This is a genomic window from Nocardia araoensis NBRC 100135, assembly GCF_000308435.1.
GTDB lineage: Bacteria > Actinomycetota > Actinomycetes > Mycobacteriales > Mycobacteriaceae > Nocardia > Nocardia araoensis.
Genome location: NZ_BAFR01000010.1, coordinates 1 through 17,348, shown reverse-complemented (window position 1 = coordinate 17,348; position 17,348 = coordinate 1). Strand labels below are relative to the sequence as shown.

Below are 17,348 nucleotides of genomic sequence, written 5' to 3'. Positions count from 1 at the left end.
AATCACGACATCGGCTACGTGCCGCAACAGAAGACGATCGACGCCGGGGTGCAATTGCGCGGCGTCGATCTCGTCGGTCTAGGCGTCGACGGGCATCGCTGGGGGCTCGGGCTGCGCTCCCGCGCCGAACGCAAGCGAAAGGTGGCCGCGGCCATCGCCGACGTGGGCGCGGAGCACTTCGCCCACGCGCCCCTGGAATCCATGTCCGGCGGCGAGCAGCAGCGCCTGCGGGTGGCGCAGGCGCTGGTCGGTGATCCGAAGGTGCTGCTGTGCGACGAACCGTTGCTCAGCCTGGACCTGGCGAATCAACGGCTGGTCGCCGAGCTGATCGATCGCCGCAGGCGCACCCACGACACCGCGGTGCTCTTCGTGACGCACGAGATCAACCCGATCCTGCCCCTGGTGGATCGGGTGCTGTACCTGGTCGACGGCCGCTTCCGGATCGGGACGCCGGAAGAGGTGATGACCTCGGCGGTGCTGTCGGAGCTGTACCGCACCCAGGTGGACGTACTGCGGGTACGCGGGCGTCTGGTGGTCGTCGGCACCGGCGACACCATGGACGCGCTCGGCACGGCGGGCGGCCACTGCCACGGCCCGGCGGGCGACGAATTCGCGCACGGCGACCCCGCAGGCAGCCCCGCACCGGACGATGACGCCACCTCGACCGCGCGATCCGTCGAAGAGCCGGTGCCCGCAGCACCGACCTCGGCGTCTACCGCCGTCGCCGCCACCTCGACCGACTCGGAAACCGGCACACGAACCAGCCGCGCGGCAACCAACGGCACCGACCCGGCCGACCGAACTCCGGCAGTCCCGACGACCGCCACGCGCCCGAGCTCGGGCCCATCCCCGACCACCGAGGTGAGAAGCGGCGGACCGACGTCGATCGATTCGACGACGAACGAACCGGCGCCGAGCAGCACGCCGCTGACCGAGCCGGCACCGGGCGGCCTGGCATCCGCCGTGGGCACCTCACCCGGCTCGGCGAACGCGGCAACGGGCGAGGTGGTGTCCGGCCGCTCGGTACACGGCAACGGTTCGACGGCCCACACTTCAGCGGACCGTGCGCAGGGCGACGGCGACCGTCCGGCCGCGGATCCGAAGCAGAGCGGGGTGCGTTCGTGACCGACAAGCTTTCCGGGGTCCTCGGCAAGATGCTGGACTTCGGCACCACGGCGAACCTGCTGTCCTACGGCTTCGTCCAGCAGGCGCTGTTCGCCGCGGCCCTGCTGGGGCTGCTGTCCGGCGTCATCGGCCCGCTGATCATCAGCAGGCAGATGTCGTTCGCGGTGCACGGCACCAGTGAGCTGTCCCTGACCGGCGCGGCCGCCGCGCTGCTGGCCGGTGTCGGGGTCGGTTTCGGCGCCATCGCTGGATCGGTGGTGGCGGCGGTACTGTTCGGCCTGCTCGGCGCGCGGGCACGGGAACGCGATTCGGTGATCGCCGTGGTGCTCTCGTTCGGACTGGGGCTCTCGGTGCTGTTCCTGTGGCTGGGCCCCGATCGCGCCGGATCGAAATTCTCGCTGCTGACCGGCCAGGTGGTCAGTGTCGGCAACAACGGCCTCGGCCTGCTCGCGGTGTGCACCGCCGGCGTGATCGCGGTGCTCGCTGTCGTCTACCGGCCGCTGCTGTTCGCCAGTTCCGACCCCGAAGTGGCCGTCGCGCGCGGTGTCCCGGTGCGGGCGCTGTCCATCGTGTTCGCCGTGCTGCTCGGCATCACGGCGGCGTTCGGCGTGCAGATCGTCGGCGCGCTGCTGGTCCTCGCCCTGCTGATCACCCCGGCCGCCGCGGCCGCCCAGCTCACCGCGGACCCTGTCCGGGCGACCGTGCTCGCCGTGGTGTTCGCGGAGATCGCCGCCGTGGGCGGCATCCTGCTGTCGCTCGCGCCGGGCGTCCCCGTCTCGACCTTCGTCACCACGATCTCGTTCCTGATCTACCTCGCCTGCCGCCTGCTCGGCACCCGTAACCGCAGACTCGCTCCCGCCCGCTGAAGGCCTCGCACGCCGTGTCCACGACACAGCACCGCCGCTGCTCCCCGTTGTGCCGCCGGACGCATCGACGATGCAGAGGACCAGCGGAGCTGGTCTCGCGGGCCGTTGATTATCGGTGCAGCTCAGCGCACGGCCCAGCAATACAGGCGCCTGTGAGGGCAGCCGCCTTCAGTCATTGCCGGATGCTTTCGTATGCTCGACCCATCGCGCCCCCGAACGAATGGTGACCAACGATGATCGACTTCGCGATTCCCGCCGACCTCGCCGCCGAACGCGACCGAGTACGCCGCTTCGTCATCGACAAGATCGTCCCCTTCGAGCGCGATCCGCGCCTGACCGCGCACGGCCCGACCGACGAGCTGCGGCAGGAACTCGTCGAGCTCGCGCGCGCCGAAAAGCTGCTCACCGTGCAGGCGCCGGAGTCGCTCGGCGGACGCGGACTGACCCACATCGAGCAGGCGGTCATCTACGAGGCGGCGGGCTGGTCCACGCTCGGCCCGGTCGCAATGAACTGCGCGGCGCCCGACGAGGGCAATATGTTCCTGCTGTCCAAGGTGGCCGATCCCGGCCAAGTGCAGCGGTACCTGGCTCCCGTCGTCGCGGGCCACCAGCGTTCGGTCTTCGCCATGACCGAGCCCGACGGGGCCGGCTCCGACCCGGCCCAGCTGGCCACCAGCGCCACCTTCGACGGCGAGAACTTCACCATCAACGGCCGGAAATGGCTGATCACCGGGGCGAACGGCGCGAAGACCTGGATCATCATGGCGCGCCTCGCCGCCAACCCGCACCTGCCCGAAGGCCCCACGCTGTTCCTCGCCGACGGCGATCAGCCGGGCATCGTCATCGAACGCACGATGAACACGATGGACCGCAATTACGTCGCCGGGCACGGTGTGGTCCGCTTCGACGACCTCGTCCTGCCCAAGGAGGCCCTGCTCGGCAAGGCCGGTCAAGCGCTGCGCTACGCCCAGCTCCGGCTCGCCCCGGCCCGCCTGACCCATTGCATGCGGTGGCTGGGCGCGGCCGAACGCGCCCAGAGCATCGCGATCGAACACGCGCGCACCCGCACCGCGTTCGGCAAGCCGATCGGCGAGCACGAGGGCGTGTCGTTCATGCTGGCCGACAACGAGATCGCCCTGCACCAGTGCAGGCTGACCATCTGGCACGCGTGCTGGCTGATGGACAACGGCGAGAAGGCGCGGCACGAGAGTTCGATCGCCAAATCGTTCGTCTCCGAGGAACTGTTCAAGGTCGCCGACCGGTGCGTTCAGGTGCTCGGCGGCATCGGCATCAGCGACGAGACGGTGGTCGAGATGATCTTCCGGGACATGCGCGCCTTCCGGCTCTACGACGGGCCGACCGAGGTGCACAAGTACGCCATCGGGCGCAAGGTGCTGCGCGGATGACGGAGGACTTTCGCCCTCGGGTCAGGTCCCCGCGCGTCGGCTAACATCCTGTGGCATGAGTTCGGAACTGCACGTCGACGTCTCTCGGGGCGTCGCCGTGCTCACGCTCAACCGGCCCGCCCAGCAGAACGCCTTCACTCCCACGATGGCCGCCGAGTTGGGCGCCGCGTTGCAGCGCTGCGATTCGGAAGACGCCATTCGCGCCGTGATCATCACCGGTACCCCGCCCGCGTTCTGCGCGGGCGCGGACCTGTCCAATCGGGTGGGCGAGGTGAGCGCCACCATCGATCCGCCGCCGTGGCGCGTGCGCAAACCGGTGATCGCGGCCGTCAACGGCCACGCGGTCGGCATCGGCTTGGCCCTGGCCTTGCAGTGCGACCTGCGGTACATGGCGCGCGACGCGGTGTACGGGCTGAATCAGGTGCGCCGCGGCGTCCTGGCCGACGGCTACGCGCACTGGACGCTACCCAGGCTGGTCGGCTTGGCCAACGCCGCCGACATCATGCTGACCGGGCGCACCTTCGACGGCGACGAGGCGAAGGCGATGGGCGTGGCCAACAGCTCGCTGCCCGCAGGCGAGGTGTTACCGACCGCGCTGGCCGTCGCGCACGACCTGGCGAACGGCTCGGCGCCGCTACCGGTGGCACTGTCCAAGCGGCTGCTCTGGGAAGGGCTCGGCATGAGCCCGGCCGTGGTCGGTCAACTCGAAACCGATCTCAATCAGCACGCGACCAAGAGCATCGACGGCGGCGAGGCCATGGCCGCGTTCCGCGATCGCAGGCAGCCCACGTGGTCCGGCAGCGTCAGCACGGAATGGCCCGCTTGGGATACCGCCGAGCGCGAGCGGCCCAGTCTGGACTAGGCCGCTCCTCGCCCGGCCGGGCGCGATGCCGCGGGCTGGACCGGTTCGCGGTCGCGACCCGCGCCCAGCGCGGCGGACGGGCTGCGCCGCTCAGGCATTGCCGCCGAGCACGATGAGCAGGAACAGCACCGCGAAGACGATCATCAGGACGGTGCCGATGACGCCGAGGACGTAGCCGACCAGTACCTGGGCACGACCACCGTACGCGCCGCCGGATTCCTCGATCTGGTCGAGCGCGCGCCGTCCCAGCGCCCACGCCACCGGCCCCAGCACCCCGCAGCAGAGGACGCTCGCCGCGCCGAGAAACAACACCGCCGTCGCGTTCGGATGCTCGACCGGCGAGCCAATGGGCTGATTGGGTATCACCACCAGCCGAATTCTACTGGGCTGAGCCGCCTCTCCGGGTTTTTAGGCCGTACGGGTCGGGAGTCGCGAGATTTGGGGGCAGGTCCTGCGTTCGGCGGCGCTCGGGTTCTGGGCGTTCCCGGTGAGTTACCCATGTTCTTGCGAGATCAGTTGTCGCGCTGCGTTTTTCGTAGTGGATTACGAATCCGTCCGCAGGTCGACGACGTGCCGGCACGACGTGGGATACCCGGAGCCGGGCAAGCGACGCAACAGGAGTCCAGGGCGGGAACGTGCTCAGGCGCGGCGTTGGCGGGCTACTTCGGAAAGCACCACACCGGCAGCGACCGACGCGTTCAGCGATTCCACCGGGCCCGCCATCGGAATCGACAAGATCGTGTCGCAGGACTCCCGGACCAGGCGCGAAAGCCCCTTGCCCTCCGAGCCGACCACGATCACGGTCGGCTCGCGACCGTCGAAATCGTCCAGCGTGGTGTCGCCACCGGCGTCCAAGCCGACGATCTGGATGCCCTGAGCCGCCCAATCCTTCAAGGTACGAGTGAGATTCGTCGCGCGGGCGACCGGAAGCCGAGCCGCGGCGCCCGCGCTGGTGCGCCAGGCCACCGCGGTGACGCTCGCGCTGCGCCGCTGCGGGATCAGGACGCCGTGGCCGCCGAAAGCCGCAACGGAGCGCACCACCGCGCCCAAGTTGCGCGGGTCGGAGATGTTGTCCAGCGCGACCAGCAGCGCGGGCTCCGCGGCAGTGCGCACCCGGTCGAGCAGGTCGTCCGGGTGGGCGTAGCGGTACGGCGGCACCTGGAGGGCCACTCCCTGGTGCAACCCGTTGGCGCTCAATCGGTCCAAATCGGTGCGCGGCACCTCCAGAATGGAGATCCCCGTGTCGGCGGCCAGCCGCACGCTCTCGGTCAAGCGGTCGTCGTTCTCGGTGCCGACGGCGACGTACAGCGCGGTCGCGGGCACACCGGCGCGCAGACACTCCACCACCGGATTGCGCCCGAGCACCAGCTCGGGACCGTCTTCGGCCTTGCGTCCGGCGGGACGGGCGGCAGCGCCGCGCGCGGACGGACGTTGCGCGGCTTTGGCTTTCGCGGCCGCTCGCTTGGCGGCGGGATGTTTGGTGCGCATCTCCGCGGGCGGGGTGGCGCCACGCCCCTCGAGTCCGCGCCTGCGCTTGCCGCCGGAGCCGACCACGGCGCCCTTCTTGCTGCCGCCCTTGCGAACCGCACCGCGGCGCTGCGAATTGCCTGCCATCACTTGGCCTTTCCGGATTGCGGCGCACCGAGCGCCCATTCTGGACCGTTGGCCGTGTCGGTGACCTCGATGCCCGCGGATTGCAGGCGATCGCGCACGGCGTCGGCGGCCGCCCAGTCCTTGGTCGCACGCGCCTCTTGGCGGCGGTCGAGTTCCGCACGCACCAGCACGTCCAGAGCGCCGAGCGCGGCCGAGGAATCGCTCGGGGTATACCAGTGCGGGTCGAGCGGATCGACACCGAGAATGGCGAGCATGGCGCGCACCTGGCCCGCCAGGTCGCGCGCGGAGTCGATCGCGCCGACCTCCAGCGCCTTGTTGCCCTCGTGCACCGCACGGTGGATCTCCGCCAACGCCTTCGGCACCGCGAGATCGTCGTCGAGGGCGGCGGCGAACGCGTCGGTCCACTTGCCCACCGGGATCTCACCGGCCCGGTCCACCACCCGGTTCACGAACGCCTCGATGCGCTGGTAGGACTGCGCCGCGTCGTGCAGCGCCTTGTCCGAGTACTCCAGCATCGAACGGTAGTGCGCGCTACCCAGGTAGAACCGCAGTTCGACCGCCCGCACCTGCTTCAGCACGTTCGGCACGGAGAGCACATTGCCCAGCGACTTGGACATCTTCTCCCCGCCCATGGTCACCCAGCCGTTGTGCAGCCAATACCTGGCGAACCCGTCACCGGCGCCCTTCGACTGGGCGATCTCGTTCTCGTGGTGCGGGAACACCAGATCCATACCGCCGCAATGGATGTCGAATTCCGCACCGAGGTAGAACTCGGCCATCGCGGAGCACTCCAGGTGCCAGCCCGGGCGGCCGGGGCCCCAGGGTGACGGCCAGGTCGGCTCGCCCGGCTTGGCCGCCTTCCACAGGGTGAAATCACGCGGGTCGCGCTTGCCCTCGCCCGCGCTCTCGCCCTGGTGCACGTCGTCGAGCTTGTGGCCGGACAGCTTGCCGTAGTCGGGGTAGCTGACCACGTCGAAGTAGACGTTGCCCGCCGAGGCGTAGGCGTGACCGCGGTCGATCAGCCGCTGCATCATCTCGACCATCTGGGTGATGTGGCCGGTGGCACGGGGCTCCGCGGACGGCGGCAGCACACCGAGCTGTTCGTAGGCGCGATCGAAGGCGCGCTCGTGCGTGGCGGCCCACTCCCACCACGGCCTGCCCGCCTCGGCGGCCTTGGTCAGGATCTTGTCCTCGATATCGGTGACGTTGCGGATGAAGAAGACGTCGATGTCGTGCGCGAGCAGCCAGCGTCGCAGCACGTCGAACGCGACTCCGCTGCGCACATGGCCGATGTGCGGCTCGCCCTGCACGGTGGCGCCACAGAGGTACACCGAAGCACGGCCGGGGACCAAGGGCGCGAAATCGCGCACGGTCCGCGTGTCGGTGTCAAAGAGGCGCAGCGTCACGGCAGTCGATCCTAGCTGGTGTATAAGGTCGTTCACGGACCGGCTCGGGTCCGCCGGAGCAGGATCAACGACAGGCTTGCAGCAGGGCCGTCGCCACGGCGGCGACGCCCTCGCCGCGACCGGTCAAGCCGAGGCCGTCCGTGGTGGTACCGGACACCGAGACCGGGGCGTCGAGCAGCTCGCTCAGTACCTGTTGCGCCTCGGCGCGCCGAGGCCCGATCTTGGGGCGATTGCCGATCACCTGCACCGCGGCGTTGACCACCTCGAAGCCCGCTTCGTCCAGCAGCCTGCGCACTTCCTTCAGCATGGCCGTGCCGGACACGCCCGCCCATTCCGGGCGCCCCGTGCCGAATACCGCGCCGACATCGCCGAGGCCCGCCGCGGACAGCAGCGCGTCGCACAGGGCGTGCGCGGCGACGTCGCCGTCCGAGTGACCCGCGCAGCCGTCGTCGCCGTCGAACAGGAGCCCGGCCATCCAGCAGGGCCGGCCCGCTTCGATCGGATGGACATCGCTGCCGATGCCGACGCGCATGGTCACGGCGCCACCGCCCGTCCGATGCCTGCGCCGTCGAGCACCGCGTCGGCGAGCCGGAGGTCGAGCGGAGTTGTGATCTTGAAGGCGAGCGGATCGCCGGGAATGGTGTGGACCGTGACGCCGAGCCGCTCGACCAGGCCCGCGTCGTCGGTCGCCTGGATGCCCTCGGGCGCGTAGGCGGAGCGGAGCAGGTCGGCCGCGAAACCCTGCGGGGTCTGGATGGCGCGCAGCCGGGCGCGGTCGGGCGTGCCGGTCACCGCGCCTGCCGGGTCGACGGACTTGATGGTGTCGGCCACCGGGAGTCCGGGGACCACGGCGAGACGGCCGGTGCGCAGTTCCGCCGCGACCCGGGCGATGAGCTGGGGTGGCGTGAGCGCTCGGGCGGCGTCGTGCACCAAGAAGTAGGCGGCGTCGGGCGCCGCGGCGATACCCGCCCGCACCGAGTCGATGCGTTCGGCGCCACCGACGACCACCTGGACCGAACTCGTGGGCGGCAGCAGGGCAACGGCGCTGTCGACGAGTTCGGCGGGAACCATCACGATGATCCGGTCGACCGCGCCGGAGGCGATCAAGCCTTCGACGGCGAGCCGGACCATGGGCGTGCCGCCGACCGGGACGAACGCCTTGGGTGTCGATTCACCCAGGCGCACGCCACGGCCGGCGGCAGGCACCAGAGCAACGACGGGTCCGTCGCTGGGACGGACACCGTTGTCAGGTGTGTTCACGGTCAGGAAGCCGCTGCGAGGACCTCATCGAGCAGGGTCTCAGCCTTGCCGTCATCGGTGCCTTCGGCCAGCGCGAGCTCACCGACAAGAATCTGCCGAGCCTTGGCGAGCATGCGCTTCTCGCCCGCGGACAGGCCGCGGTCCTGTTCCCGGCGCCACAGATCGCGCACGACCTCGGCCACCTTGTTCACATCGCCGGAGGCGAGCTTCTCCAGGTTGGCCTTGTAGCGGCGGGACCAGTTGGTCGGCTCCTCCGTATGCGGCGCCCGAAGCACCTGGAAGACCCGATCGAGACCCTCCTGACCCACGACGTCACGCACGCCGACGTATTCGGCGTTCTCCGCGGGAACCCGAACAGTGAGATCGCCTTGGGCGACCTTCAGGACCAGATACTCTTTTTGCTCACCCTTGATGGTGCGAGTCTCGATTGCTTCGATCAGCGCCGCTCCGTGGTGGGGGTAAACGACGGTGTCTCCGACCTTAAAAATCATGTGTCCCGTGCCCCTTTCGATGTTCACAGTTTAACATGCGACTCGGTAACGGCGCGATCAACTGTGCAGGTCAGGGCCACAACGAGGCAACCGTGGGGCTTGACAGATGCCAGGCGGTGTGCATTACGTTGTGCCAGAACGGGTTATCTCCCGGCTGAAGTCGGCGCCGTTCGCCGCCCGCGCGTCGGCACCTTCGCGGCAACCTTCGAAGTTCGATCGAACCGTTACCGACACGCCGGGTGTCGGCTCGGACGCCTTGTGGCCCGCAGCACATCCACCCCATGCGCGCGGGCCCGCCCCCGAGTTCGACCCGGCCCCCGCGCCCGCGCCGTCGAGTGAACTACTACGCTGCCTAGTTACTACGCTCCCGCGCGGAGCCAGAGCCCGGTCGACATGGAGGGACAACCCGTGACTGCCCTGAAAGCTGTGACCGCCCCGAAGGGGGCGCGACGTCGCATGGTGACGGTTGCCGCACTCGCCGCCGGAGCGGCGATCGCGCTGTCCGGCTGCGGCGCGGGCCAGATCGCGCAGACCGCGGAGCAGGTCGCCGCCGTGAACGGCAACCACGCCGACGTGGGCCGCATCGCCCTGCGCAACGTGCACATCGTGTACCCGTCCGAGGGCACCCCGTACAACAACGCCAAGGGCGGCAAGGCGCTCATCGCGTTGTCCATCATCAACAACGGCGAGTCCGTCCCCGACGAGCTGACCAGCATCACCACCGACCTCGGCACCGTCAAGATCACCCCGGCCTCCGGCAAGTCCGTCGTCGAGCTCGCCCCGCAGCAGACCGTGGTCGCCGCGAGCCAGCCGGTCAAGCGCGAGGCCGCGTCGACCACCACCAGCGCCGCGCCGACCACCAGCGCGGGCGCGCCCACCTCCGCGCCGCGCTCAGCCGCGCCGACCACGACCGCCGAGTCGCACGGCGCGGGCGAGCACGGCTCCCCGGCCGCCGCCCAGGACCCCGAGGCCAACCCGATCCTGATCGAGATCACCGGCCTGACCAAGGACATCGCCCCCGGCCTGACCTACAACGTCTCGTTCAACTTCAAGCAGAACGGCACCGTCCAGGTCCAGGTCCCGGTCGACGCGGGCCAGCACACCGAGCGCCACGAGTCCGACAAGTCCGGCCCGGCCGAAGCGGAGCACTCCGGCGGCCACTGAGTCGATGTGCGGCGCCGATCTCAACGCGCCCGGCGCACCGCGACCACGTCTTTCGAGCGAAGCGAGATCGAGCATCCGCCGTTCGCGGCCCGGCTCGCGTTCGAGTGGCCGCCGCGTACGCGACGAAGGAGCAAGCGGCGGCCGCTCGGACGCGAGCCACAAAGGGGCCGCGAACACCCAGCGCCGCAGGCGCTGCCAAAAGACACTGTCAGGGGTGGTGCGTATGGTGCCGGTGTGGCAAAGACCAAGCCGACCTTCCGCTGCTCCGCCTGTTCGCATGAAGTCGCCAAATGGGTGGGCAAGTGCCCTGAGTGCGGGGCTTGGGGCACCGTCGACGAGATAGTCGCCGCGGCGGGCGCGGTCGGTTCTCCGGGGCGCAAGGCGATGTTGCCGAGCACCGCGGCCGCGCCGATTTCGCAGATCGACTCCAAGGTCACCAAAGCGCGGCCGACGGGCGTCAGCGAGTTGGACCGAGTGCTCGGCGGCGGGGTGGTGCCGGGCTCGGTGGTCTTGCTGTCCGGCGAGCCGGGGGTGGGCAAGTCGACCCTGCTGCTCGAGGTGGCGCACCGCTGGGCGGCCCAGCGCGACGAGAAGTCGCTGTATGTCACCGCGGAGGAGTCGGCGGGGCAGGTCCGGCTGCGGGCCGACCGCACGGGCGCGGTGCACGACCGCGTCTACCTGGCGTCGGAATCGGATCTGTCGATCGTGCTCGGACACGTCGAACAGGTGCGGCCGACGCTGATGGTGGTCGACTCGGTGCAGACCATGCTCGCCCCGGAGGTGGACGGCGTGATCGGCGGCGTCACCCAGGTACGCGAGGTGACCGCCGCCCTGACCTCGCTGGCCAAGACCAGCGGGATCGCGGTGCTGCTGGTCGGGCACGTCACCAAGGACGGCAACGTCGCGGGCCCGCGCACGCTCGAACATCTCGTCGACGTGGTCCTCCAGTTCGAAGGCGACAAGAATTCCACCCTGCGCATGGTGCGCGGCATCAAGAACCGCTTCGGTAGCGCCGACGAGGTGGGCTGCTTCGAGTTGCACGAGGACGGCATCGTCTGTGTCGACGACCCGTCCGGTCTGTTCCTGCACCACCGCACGGATTCCGTGCCTGGCACGGCGGTGACCGTCGCGATGGACGGCAAGCGTCCCTTGGTCGGCGAGGTACAGGGCCTGACCGTGAAGACCGAGATCCCGCAGCCGCGCCGCGCGGTGAGCGGCCTGGACTACAACCGGGTCGCCATGGTGCTGGCCGTCCTGCAGAGCCGCGGCCGGGTGTTCCTCGGCAAGAGCGACGTGTACGCCGCGACGGTCGGCGGCATGCGCCTGATAGAGCCGTCCGCCGACCTGGCCATCGCCCTCGCCATCGCCAGCGCCGAGTCCGACGTCCCGATCCCCCCGGGCTGGGTGATCCTCGGCGAGGTCGGACTCGCCGGCGAGGTCCGCAAAGTGACCGGCCTGAACCGCAGATTGGCCGAAGCCGAACGCCTCGGCTTCACCACCGCCCTGGTACCCCCCGGCCTCTCCCCGGTGAAAAGCACCATGAAGATCCACGAGGTCACCGACCTCCGCTCCGCCATCCGCATAGCGGGCCTGCGCAAACTGCGCGCCGCACCTGAAGAAGTCGCCAGCTGACTCGATCAACCCTCGCGCGCTCGACTCCATCCGCCCGGCACAAGGTGGACCGCGCGTCGGCATCGACCGCCACGCGCCCAGCGCACCGCAACTACGTCTTTCGAGCGAAGCGAGAAGTATCCGCCGCTCGCGGCGCGGCGCGCGTCCGAGTGGCCGCTGCGTACGCGACGAAAGAGCAAGCGGTGGCCACCCGGACGGAGCCACCAGAGGGCCGCGAACAGGCCACGCGGAGGCGCGGCACATCCAACACGCCTCTCAGGCGATATTGAACGGCTCGGCCATGCTGCGCACCGACCCCAATTGCGCCACGACGCTGTAGGCGCCAGGTGGCACTTGGACGCGTTCGCCCGCGCAGTTGGGCTGGGACGTGGTGCCCGACCAGGTCACCGTGAACGCCGCCTGCTCACCGCGGCTCATGGTGCGGACGTCGGGCTGGCCGTCCGGATAGCAGTCGGTGCTCGACCACAGGCGCCGCTGGCCGTCGAGCGTGTGCACCGACACCTGTTGCAGGCCGGAGCCCATGTCGCGGGTACACGCCACCGCGGAGATGTTGGTGATGACGATGCCGAACACCGGCTGCTCGCCCGTCTTGTAGGTGGGCTGCTCGACGGTCACCTTGATCGCAAGCGATTGGTCCGGGCATGGGCCTGCCGCGACGCCGGCGGCCGCCGCTGAGGTCTTCGGCGGGCCGGACTCGCCCGACGGCTTGGCCGCCGCGTCGGCGGACTTGGTCGCGACCGAACTGGTCCCGGCGGCCGCGGCGTCACCGGGCGAGTCGCCGCCGCGTACGACGGCGAGCACGACCCAGATCACCAGCGCCAGGGCGACCACCAGGATTCCGATGGCGAACACGCGTCGACGCCAATAGATCTCCGGTGGCAGCGGTCCATTCGGTTCCAGCACGTCTCAACGGTAAGGGCACCATCGGGCGCATCGTCTCAGGGGCACGGCGTGTCGGCCGCCCGCGCCCGCGGGCGGCGAGTACATTCCGCCGGCACGCCGGCCCGGTCGGAGCAGCGCCGCAGCTCAGACCACTTCGCCGATGTTGCCGACGACCCGGTGCAGCTGCACCTTGCCCTCGGCCAGCTTGTAGGTCACGCAGGCGATGGCGCACTCTCCGGTCGCGACCCGCTGCGAGATGATCATCGAGCGCTGCATGAGCAGGCGGCTGGTCTCCACCACGTGCCTGGCCTCCATCTCGTCGACGGTGGCCAGGCCTTCACGGCGTCCGACCAGGATGGACGGCGTGACCCGCTCGACCACGCTGCGGATGAATCCGCCGGGCACCTCGCCGCCGTCCAGCGCGTCGATGGTGGCCTTCACGGCTCCGCAGCTGTCGTGCCCGAGCACTACGATGAGCGGCACGTTGAGGACCTGCACCCCGTACTCGATCGAGCCGAGCACCGAGCTGTCGACCACATGGCCCGCGGTGCGCACCACGAACATGTCGCCGAGGCCCTGGTCGAAGATCAACTCGGCGGCGACCCTGGAGTCACCGCAACCGAACAAGATCGCGTGCGGGTGCTGGCCAGTGACGAGCTTGGCCCGGTCCGCGGCGCCCTGGCTAGGATGCAGCAGCGCGCCGCTGACGAAGCGCTCGTTACCTTCGCGCAAGGACTTCCAGGCACTGATCGGGTTGGAATCCGGCATACCGACCATTGTGCAGGATGGTTCGAGTTACCAGCGAGTTCGGTTGGTTACGAGCGGGCAAATACCGCCTGGCGGCAGTAGTACGGGGATGGTGAGGACAGTGCGGAACGGCGCACCGAACGGCATCGACGCCGACACGTTGCTGGATTGGTACGGGGAGACCGCGCGCGATCTGCCGTGGCGACGCCCCGGCGTCACCGCGTGGCAGATTCTGATGAGCGAGATCATGCTGCAGCAAACTCCCGTGGTGCGAGTCGAGCCGATCTGGCGGGAATGGGTGGCGCGCTGGCCGGTGCCTTCGGCGATGGCCGCCTCGTCGCAGGCGGAAGTGCTGCGGGCCTGGGGCAAGCTCGGCTATCCGCGCCGCGCGCTGCGGCTGCACGAGTGCGCCAGGGTGCTGGCGACCGAGCACGGTGACGAGGTACCCGCGGATGTGGAGGTACTGCTCGGGTTGCCGGGCATCGGCGCGTACACCGCGCGCGCCGTCGCCTGTTTCGCCTATGGACAACGGGTTCCGGTGGTGGACACGAACGTCCGCCGCGTGGTTGCCAGGGCGGTGCGCGGGCGCGCGGAAGCGGGCAACCCGTCGTCGCGGGATCTCCCCGAGACCGAAGCGCTGCTGCCGCGGCAGATCGATCGCGCCGCGGTGTTCTCCGCCGCCCTCATGGAGCTCGGTGCGACCGTGTGTACCGCCCGCACCCCCGACTGCTCGCGCTGCCCGCTGCCGAGCTGCGCGTGGGTCACCGCCGGACGCCCGGTGACCGAGGTGGTCCGCCGCACCCAGAAATACGAGGGCACCGACCGCCAGGCGCGTGGCCGGCTGTTGGACGTCCTGCGTGCCGCCAGCGGTCCGGTGGAGCGGGTGCGCCTGGATCTGGCTTGGACCCGCGACCCTGGCCAGCGCGACCGCGCGTTGGACTCACTGCTGGTGGACGGCTTGATCGAACAGACGCCCGACGGGTTGTTCGCCTTGGCGGGCGAGGGCGGGGCCCACAGCTGACCCAACCGGCCCTGCCGCCCTAGCTGCCCAGCACCCGCCGCAGGAACCGCTCGACTTCCGCTCGGTAGCGCTCCGGTTGATCGTCGTGCACGAGGTGGCCCGCACCGGGGACGAAGACGTAGTCGGCGCCCGGATGAGCGGCCGCCATCTGCCGCATCTGTCCAGGCGGTGTGATGCTGTGCTCGCCTTCCAGCAGCAGGGCGGGCACCCGCACCGCGTGCCACTGCTGCCAGAAATCCCGCGTCCCCCACTCCTCGGAGATATCGCGGAAAGTGGTGACCGAGCCGTGCAGCCGGTATCCCTCCGGCCCGTGCTCGAAAGAGTTCAGGAAGTACCGCCCGGCGACCGGCCCGAAGAAGGACAGCACGGCTTCGTCGTCCGGGAACGGCTGCGGCCACGCTTCGATCATCGCCGCCCAGTGCGCCGCGGTGCGGCCGGTGAAATCCGGCGCGATGTCCTCGATCACCAGCGCCCGCACCCGGTCGGGGTGGTTCGCGGCGAACACCCAGCCGTGCAGCGCCCCCATCGAATGCCCGATCACCACCATCGGCTCCTCGATCGCGGCGGTGCCAGCGGCGAGGTCGTCGACGAAGGCCTCGGTCGTCAGTTCCTCGGGTGCGGGCCTGCCGTGCCCGGCGGCGTCGTAGGTGTAGACGTGGCCGTGCTGGCGCAGCCAGTCCAGCTGATCGCGCCAGGTGCGCGCGCTGCCCATCAGTCCGTGCAACAGCAGGATCGGCGCGCCTGCTCCGCCTTCGTCGTGCAACATCGGTTCGACAATACGAGGCCCCGAGCATCTGCTCGGCAGCAGCGGCTAGCTTGGATGCATGGCTGTTGTGAAGATCAACGCGATCGAGGTTCCCGAGGGCGCGGGCCCCGAGCTGGAGAAGCGGTTCGCGCACCGTGCGCACGCGGTCGAGAACTCGCCCGGTTTCCTCGGCTTCCAGCTGCTGCGCCCGGTGGCCGGGGAGAAGCGGTATTTCGTGGTCACCCAATGGGATTCGGAAGAGTCCTTCGCGGCCTGGCGGGACGGACCGGCGCGCGAGGCGCACGCGGGCGAGCGCCAGAAGCCGGTCTCTACGGGTGCGTCGCTGCTCGAGTTCGAAGTCGTGCTCGACGTGGACGCCAAGCCCGCGAACTGAGTCCGAGCCCGCACCGCCGGACGGGTCCGCCCGCCCGGCGACTCGCCCGACGCCGTGGTACGCCCGTGCCGGACCCGGTTGACGCCGAGGGTGCGCGGGTGTCACAGTTCGAAGGACAAACGCGAGGGTGATGCGGTAATTCCGGTGAGATTCCGGAGCGGTCGCGCCACTGTGTTCCACGCACCGAGTCCGGTGCCGGAAAGCCAGACACCGGCACCGTCGCGCCACCACCCGATGGGACGCGTATCCCAAGGAGGACTCGAATGGCCATCGCGCATTCACCCAGCCGGGCAACCGATTCCCTGGCCACCGTGCTCGTCACGGTCGGTGTCGTTCTTCTCGCACTGCTCACGCTGTACCTGGTCGGGTTCGACCAGGGCGTCATCTCGCGCAGCGGGATGTACCTGCACGAGCTGATGCACGACGGACGCCACCTGCTGGGGCTTCCGTGCCACTGATCGGTTCGCTCCGAACACTGCTGTTGCGCGGTCTGCTGGCCGGTCTGATCGCCGGGCTGCTGGCCGCCACAGTCGGTTATTTCGTCGGCGAACCCAAGGTGGACGCTGCCATCGCCATCGAGGATGCGCACAGCGAGCACGCCGGATCCCCGGACGGGCATTCCCATGCTGAGCATGCCGATTCGCCCGGCGGACATTCGCACGGTGACGAGGAGGAGCCGCTGGTGAGCCGCGGCGGCCAGAAGTTCGGCCAATTTCTCGCCCTCGGGTTGGCCGGTCTCGCGCTCGGCGCCATCTACGCCTCGGTCGCGCATTTCGCGCGGCGCTACACCACGCTGTCCGGGCCGCGGCTCGCGCTGACGCTCGGAGTGGCAGGTTGGGCCGCGATCGTCGCGGTGCCGTTCTTCAAGTACCCGGCGAACCCACCGGCGGTGGGCGACCCGGACACCATCAACGAGCGCACCCTGCTGTGGCTTGCCGCGGTGGTGCTCGGCATCGTGGCGGTCGGGGCGGCGGTGGCGGTGTTCACCGCACTGCGCGCGCAACTACCCACGTTCCGGCTGATCGGTGGCGTCGCCGCGTTCGCGCTGGTCACCACACTCGGCTACGTCCTGCTTCCCGGCGTGAACGAGGTGAGCGCGGATTTCCCGGCCACTCTGCTGTGGCAGTTCCGGGTGGCGTCGCTGGCCGAGACCGCGACCCTGTGGGCCTGCCTGGCTCTCGGCTTCGCCGCCCTCACCGAGTTCGCGACGCGCAGCGATACTCCGGTACCGGTAGCGGCCGCTACCGCGGAGTGATTCGCGTCCTGGACCGCCGCTACTTCCGCAAGCGCTGACTCCCGCATATGTTTGTGCCCCGCACCGATCCACGGCGCGGGGCACAGAACGGGCGAACTACGCGAGAGCGGCGTCGAGGGTGATGTGGTCGACGCCGGCGAGGGCCTTGCTGACGGGGCAGCCCGCCTTGGCGGCCTCGGCGGCGGCCTGGAAGGCATCGGCGTCGATGCCGGAGACGCGGCCGCGGACGGTCAGCTTGATCCCGGTGATCCGGAAGCCGCCCGCCGGATCGGGGCCGAGGGTCACGTCGGCGGTGATGTCCAGGCTCTCCGGGTTGCCGCCCGCGTTGCCGATCTGCGCCGACAGCGCCATCGCGTAGCAGGAGGAGTGCGCGGCCGCGATCAGTTCCTCCGGGCTGGTGGTGCCGTCGGCCTCCTCGGCGGAACGCTTGGGGAACGACACGTCGTACTTACCGACCCCCGAACTGGTCAGTTCGACC

19 protein-coding genes, 1 pseudogene and 1 riboswitch are annotated in these 17,348 nt (G+C 69.8%); of the genes and pseudogenes, 10 read left to right on the top strand and 10 right to left on the bottom strand.

Features of this window, described 5'->3' with window-relative positions; all coding sequences use genetic code 11:
- The 4 genes and pseudogenes from ON21_RS02105 to ON21_RS02090 all read left to right on the top strand — a co-directional run.
- Window positions 1-582: pseudogene (locus ON21_RS02105) on the top strand (metal ABC transporter ATP-binding protein); the annotation flags it as partial.
- A 539-nt stretch (window positions 583-1,121) separates the two neighbouring features.
- Window positions 1,122-1,991: a metal ABC transporter permease gene (locus ON21_RS02100; RefSeq protein ID WP_039794731.1), complete on the top strand. Its 870-nt coding sequence runs from the start codon at window positions 1,122-1,124 to the stop codon at window positions 1,989-1,991.
- Window positions 1,992-2,224: 233 nt separating this feature from the next.
- Window positions 2,225-3,397, top strand: coding sequence for an acyl-CoA dehydrogenase family protein (locus ON21_RS02095; protein ID WP_039794729.1), 1,173 nt, complete (start codon window positions 2,225-2,227; stop codon window positions 3,395-3,397).
- 55 nt (window positions 3,398-3,452) lie between these two features.
- Window positions 3,453-4,259 (top strand): enoyl-CoA hydratase/isomerase family protein, encoded by an 807-nt coding sequence (locus ON21_RS02090; protein WP_039794728.1) that lies wholly within the window; start codon window positions 3,453-3,455, stop codon window positions 4,257-4,259.
- Window positions 4,260-4,349: 90 nt separating this feature from the next.
- Here ON21_RS02090 and ON21_RS02085 read toward each other — a convergent pair whose 3' ends face one another.
- The 6 genes from ON21_RS02085 to carD all read right to left on the bottom strand — a co-directional run bounded on the left by ON21_RS02085 (window position 4,350) and on the right by carD (window position 9,030).
- Window positions 4,350-4,628, bottom strand: coding sequence for a DUF4190 domain-containing protein (locus tag ON21_RS02085; RefSeq protein WP_039794726.1), 279 nt, complete (start codon window positions 4,626-4,628; stop codon window positions 4,350-4,352).
- A gap of 270 nt (window positions 4,629-4,898) precedes the next feature.
- A complete protein-coding gene (rlmB, locus tag ON21_RS02080) occupies window positions 4,899-5,873 on the bottom strand; it encodes a 23S rRNA (guanosine(2251)-2'-O)-methyltransferase RlmB (protein WP_039794725.1) in 975 nt (324 codons plus the stop codon).
- Window positions 5,873-7,279 carry a cysteine--tRNA ligase gene (cysS, locus tag ON21_RS02075; protein WP_039794723.1) on the bottom strand — a complete coding sequence of 469 codons (1,407 nt, stop codon included), beginning with the start codon at window positions 7,277-7,279 and terminating at the stop codon, window positions 5,873-5,875. The genes rlmB and cysS overlap by 1 nt, the downstream gene beginning before the upstream one ends.
- A gap of 64 nt (window positions 7,280-7,343) precedes the next feature.
- Window positions 7,344-7,811: a 2-C-methyl-D-erythritol 2,4-cyclodiphosphate synthase gene (gene ispF, locus ON21_RS02070; protein ID WP_039794720.1), complete on the bottom strand. Its 468-nt coding sequence runs from the start codon at window positions 7,809-7,811 to the stop codon at window positions 7,344-7,346.
- Between the two features lie 2 nt (window positions 7,812-7,813).
- Window positions 7,814-8,539 carry a 2-C-methyl-D-erythritol 4-phosphate cytidylyltransferase gene (gene ispD, locus ON21_RS02065; RefSeq protein ID WP_051020199.1) on the bottom strand — a complete coding sequence of 242 codons (726 nt, stop codon included), beginning with the start codon at window positions 8,537-8,539 and terminating at the stop codon, window positions 7,814-7,816.
- 2 nt (window positions 8,540-8,541) lie between these two features.
- Complete coding sequence (gene carD / locus ON21_RS02060; RefSeq protein WP_011206964.1) at window positions 8,542-9,030, bottom strand: RNA polymerase-binding transcription factor CarD; 489 nt, start codon at window positions 9,028-9,030, stop codon at window positions 8,542-8,544.
- Between the two features lie 426 nt (window positions 9,031-9,456).
- Between carD and ON21_RS02055 the strand changes: the two genes are divergently transcribed.
- Both ON21_RS02055 and radA read left to right on the top strand, forming a co-directional pair.
- Window positions 9,457-10,194: a copper chaperone PCu(A)C domain-containing protein gene (locus tag ON21_RS02055; RefSeq protein ID WP_039794717.1), complete on the top strand. Its 738-nt coding sequence runs from the start codon at window positions 9,457-9,459 to the stop codon at window positions 10,192-10,194.
- 234 nt (window positions 10,195-10,428) lie between these two features.
- Entirely contained in the window at window positions 10,429-11,826 is a 1,398-nt protein-coding gene (gene radA, locus ON21_RS02050) for a DNA repair protein RadA (protein WP_039794735.1), read from the top strand.
- Between the two features lie 255 nt (window positions 11,827-12,081).
- Here the strand turns inward: radA and ON21_RS02045 are convergent, their stop codons facing one another.
- Window positions 12,082-12,729: a hypothetical protein gene (locus ON21_RS02045; RefSeq protein ID WP_039794715.1), complete on the bottom strand. Its 648-nt coding sequence runs from the start codon at window positions 12,727-12,729 to the stop codon at window positions 12,082-12,084.
- A gap of 123 nt (window positions 12,730-12,852) precedes the next feature.
- Window positions 12,853-13,476, bottom strand: coding sequence for a carbonic anhydrase (locus ON21_RS02040; RefSeq protein WP_039794734.1), 624 nt, complete (start codon window positions 13,474-13,476; stop codon window positions 12,853-12,855).
- 88 nt (window positions 13,477-13,564) lie between these two features.
- On the opposite strand from ON21_RS02040, the gene ON21_RS02035 reads away from it, so the two are divergent.
- Entirely contained in the window at window positions 13,565-14,476 is a 912-nt protein-coding gene (locus tag ON21_RS02035) for an HhH-GPD family protein (RefSeq protein ID WP_051020195.1), read from the top strand.
- A 19-nt stretch (window positions 14,477-14,495) separates the two neighbouring features.
- Here the strand turns inward: ON21_RS02035 and ON21_RS02030 are convergent, their stop codons facing one another.
- On the bottom strand, window positions 14,496-15,242 hold the full coding sequence (locus ON21_RS02030) for an alpha/beta fold hydrolase (RefSeq protein WP_039794714.1): 747 nt from the start codon (window positions 15,240-15,242) through the stop codon (window positions 14,496-14,498).
- Between the two features lie 58 nt (window positions 15,243-15,300).
- Between ON21_RS02030 and mhuD the strand changes: the two genes are divergently transcribed.
- From mhuD to ON21_RS02015, 3 genes are all read left to right on the top strand, one after another.
- Window positions 15,301-15,615, top strand: coding sequence for a mycobilin-forming heme oxygenase MhuD (mhuD, locus tag ON21_RS02025; RefSeq protein ID WP_039794711.1), 315 nt, complete (start codon window positions 15,301-15,303; stop codon window positions 15,613-15,615).
- 81 nt (window positions 15,616-15,696) lie between these two features.
- Window positions 15,697-15,848, top strand: a riboswitch (cobalamin riboswitch).
- A gap of 30 nt (window positions 15,849-15,878) precedes the next feature.
- Window positions 15,879-16,073 carry a CbtB domain-containing protein gene (locus tag ON21_RS02020; RefSeq protein WP_039794710.1) on the top strand — a complete coding sequence of 65 codons (195 nt, stop codon included), beginning with the start codon at window positions 15,879-15,881 and terminating at the stop codon, window positions 16,071-16,073.
- Complete coding sequence (locus ON21_RS02015) at window positions 16,064-16,870, top strand: CbtA family protein (RefSeq protein WP_039794708.1); 807 nt, start codon at window positions 16,064-16,066, stop codon at window positions 16,868-16,870. The genes ON21_RS02020 and ON21_RS02015 overlap by 10 nt, the downstream gene beginning before the upstream one ends.
- 96 nt (window positions 16,871-16,966) lie before the next feature.
- Here ON21_RS02015 and ON21_RS02010 read toward each other — a convergent pair.
- The coding region (locus ON21_RS02010; RefSeq protein WP_039794706.1) for an OsmC family peroxiredoxin at window positions 16,967-17,348 on the bottom strand (382 nt) is incomplete at its 5' end.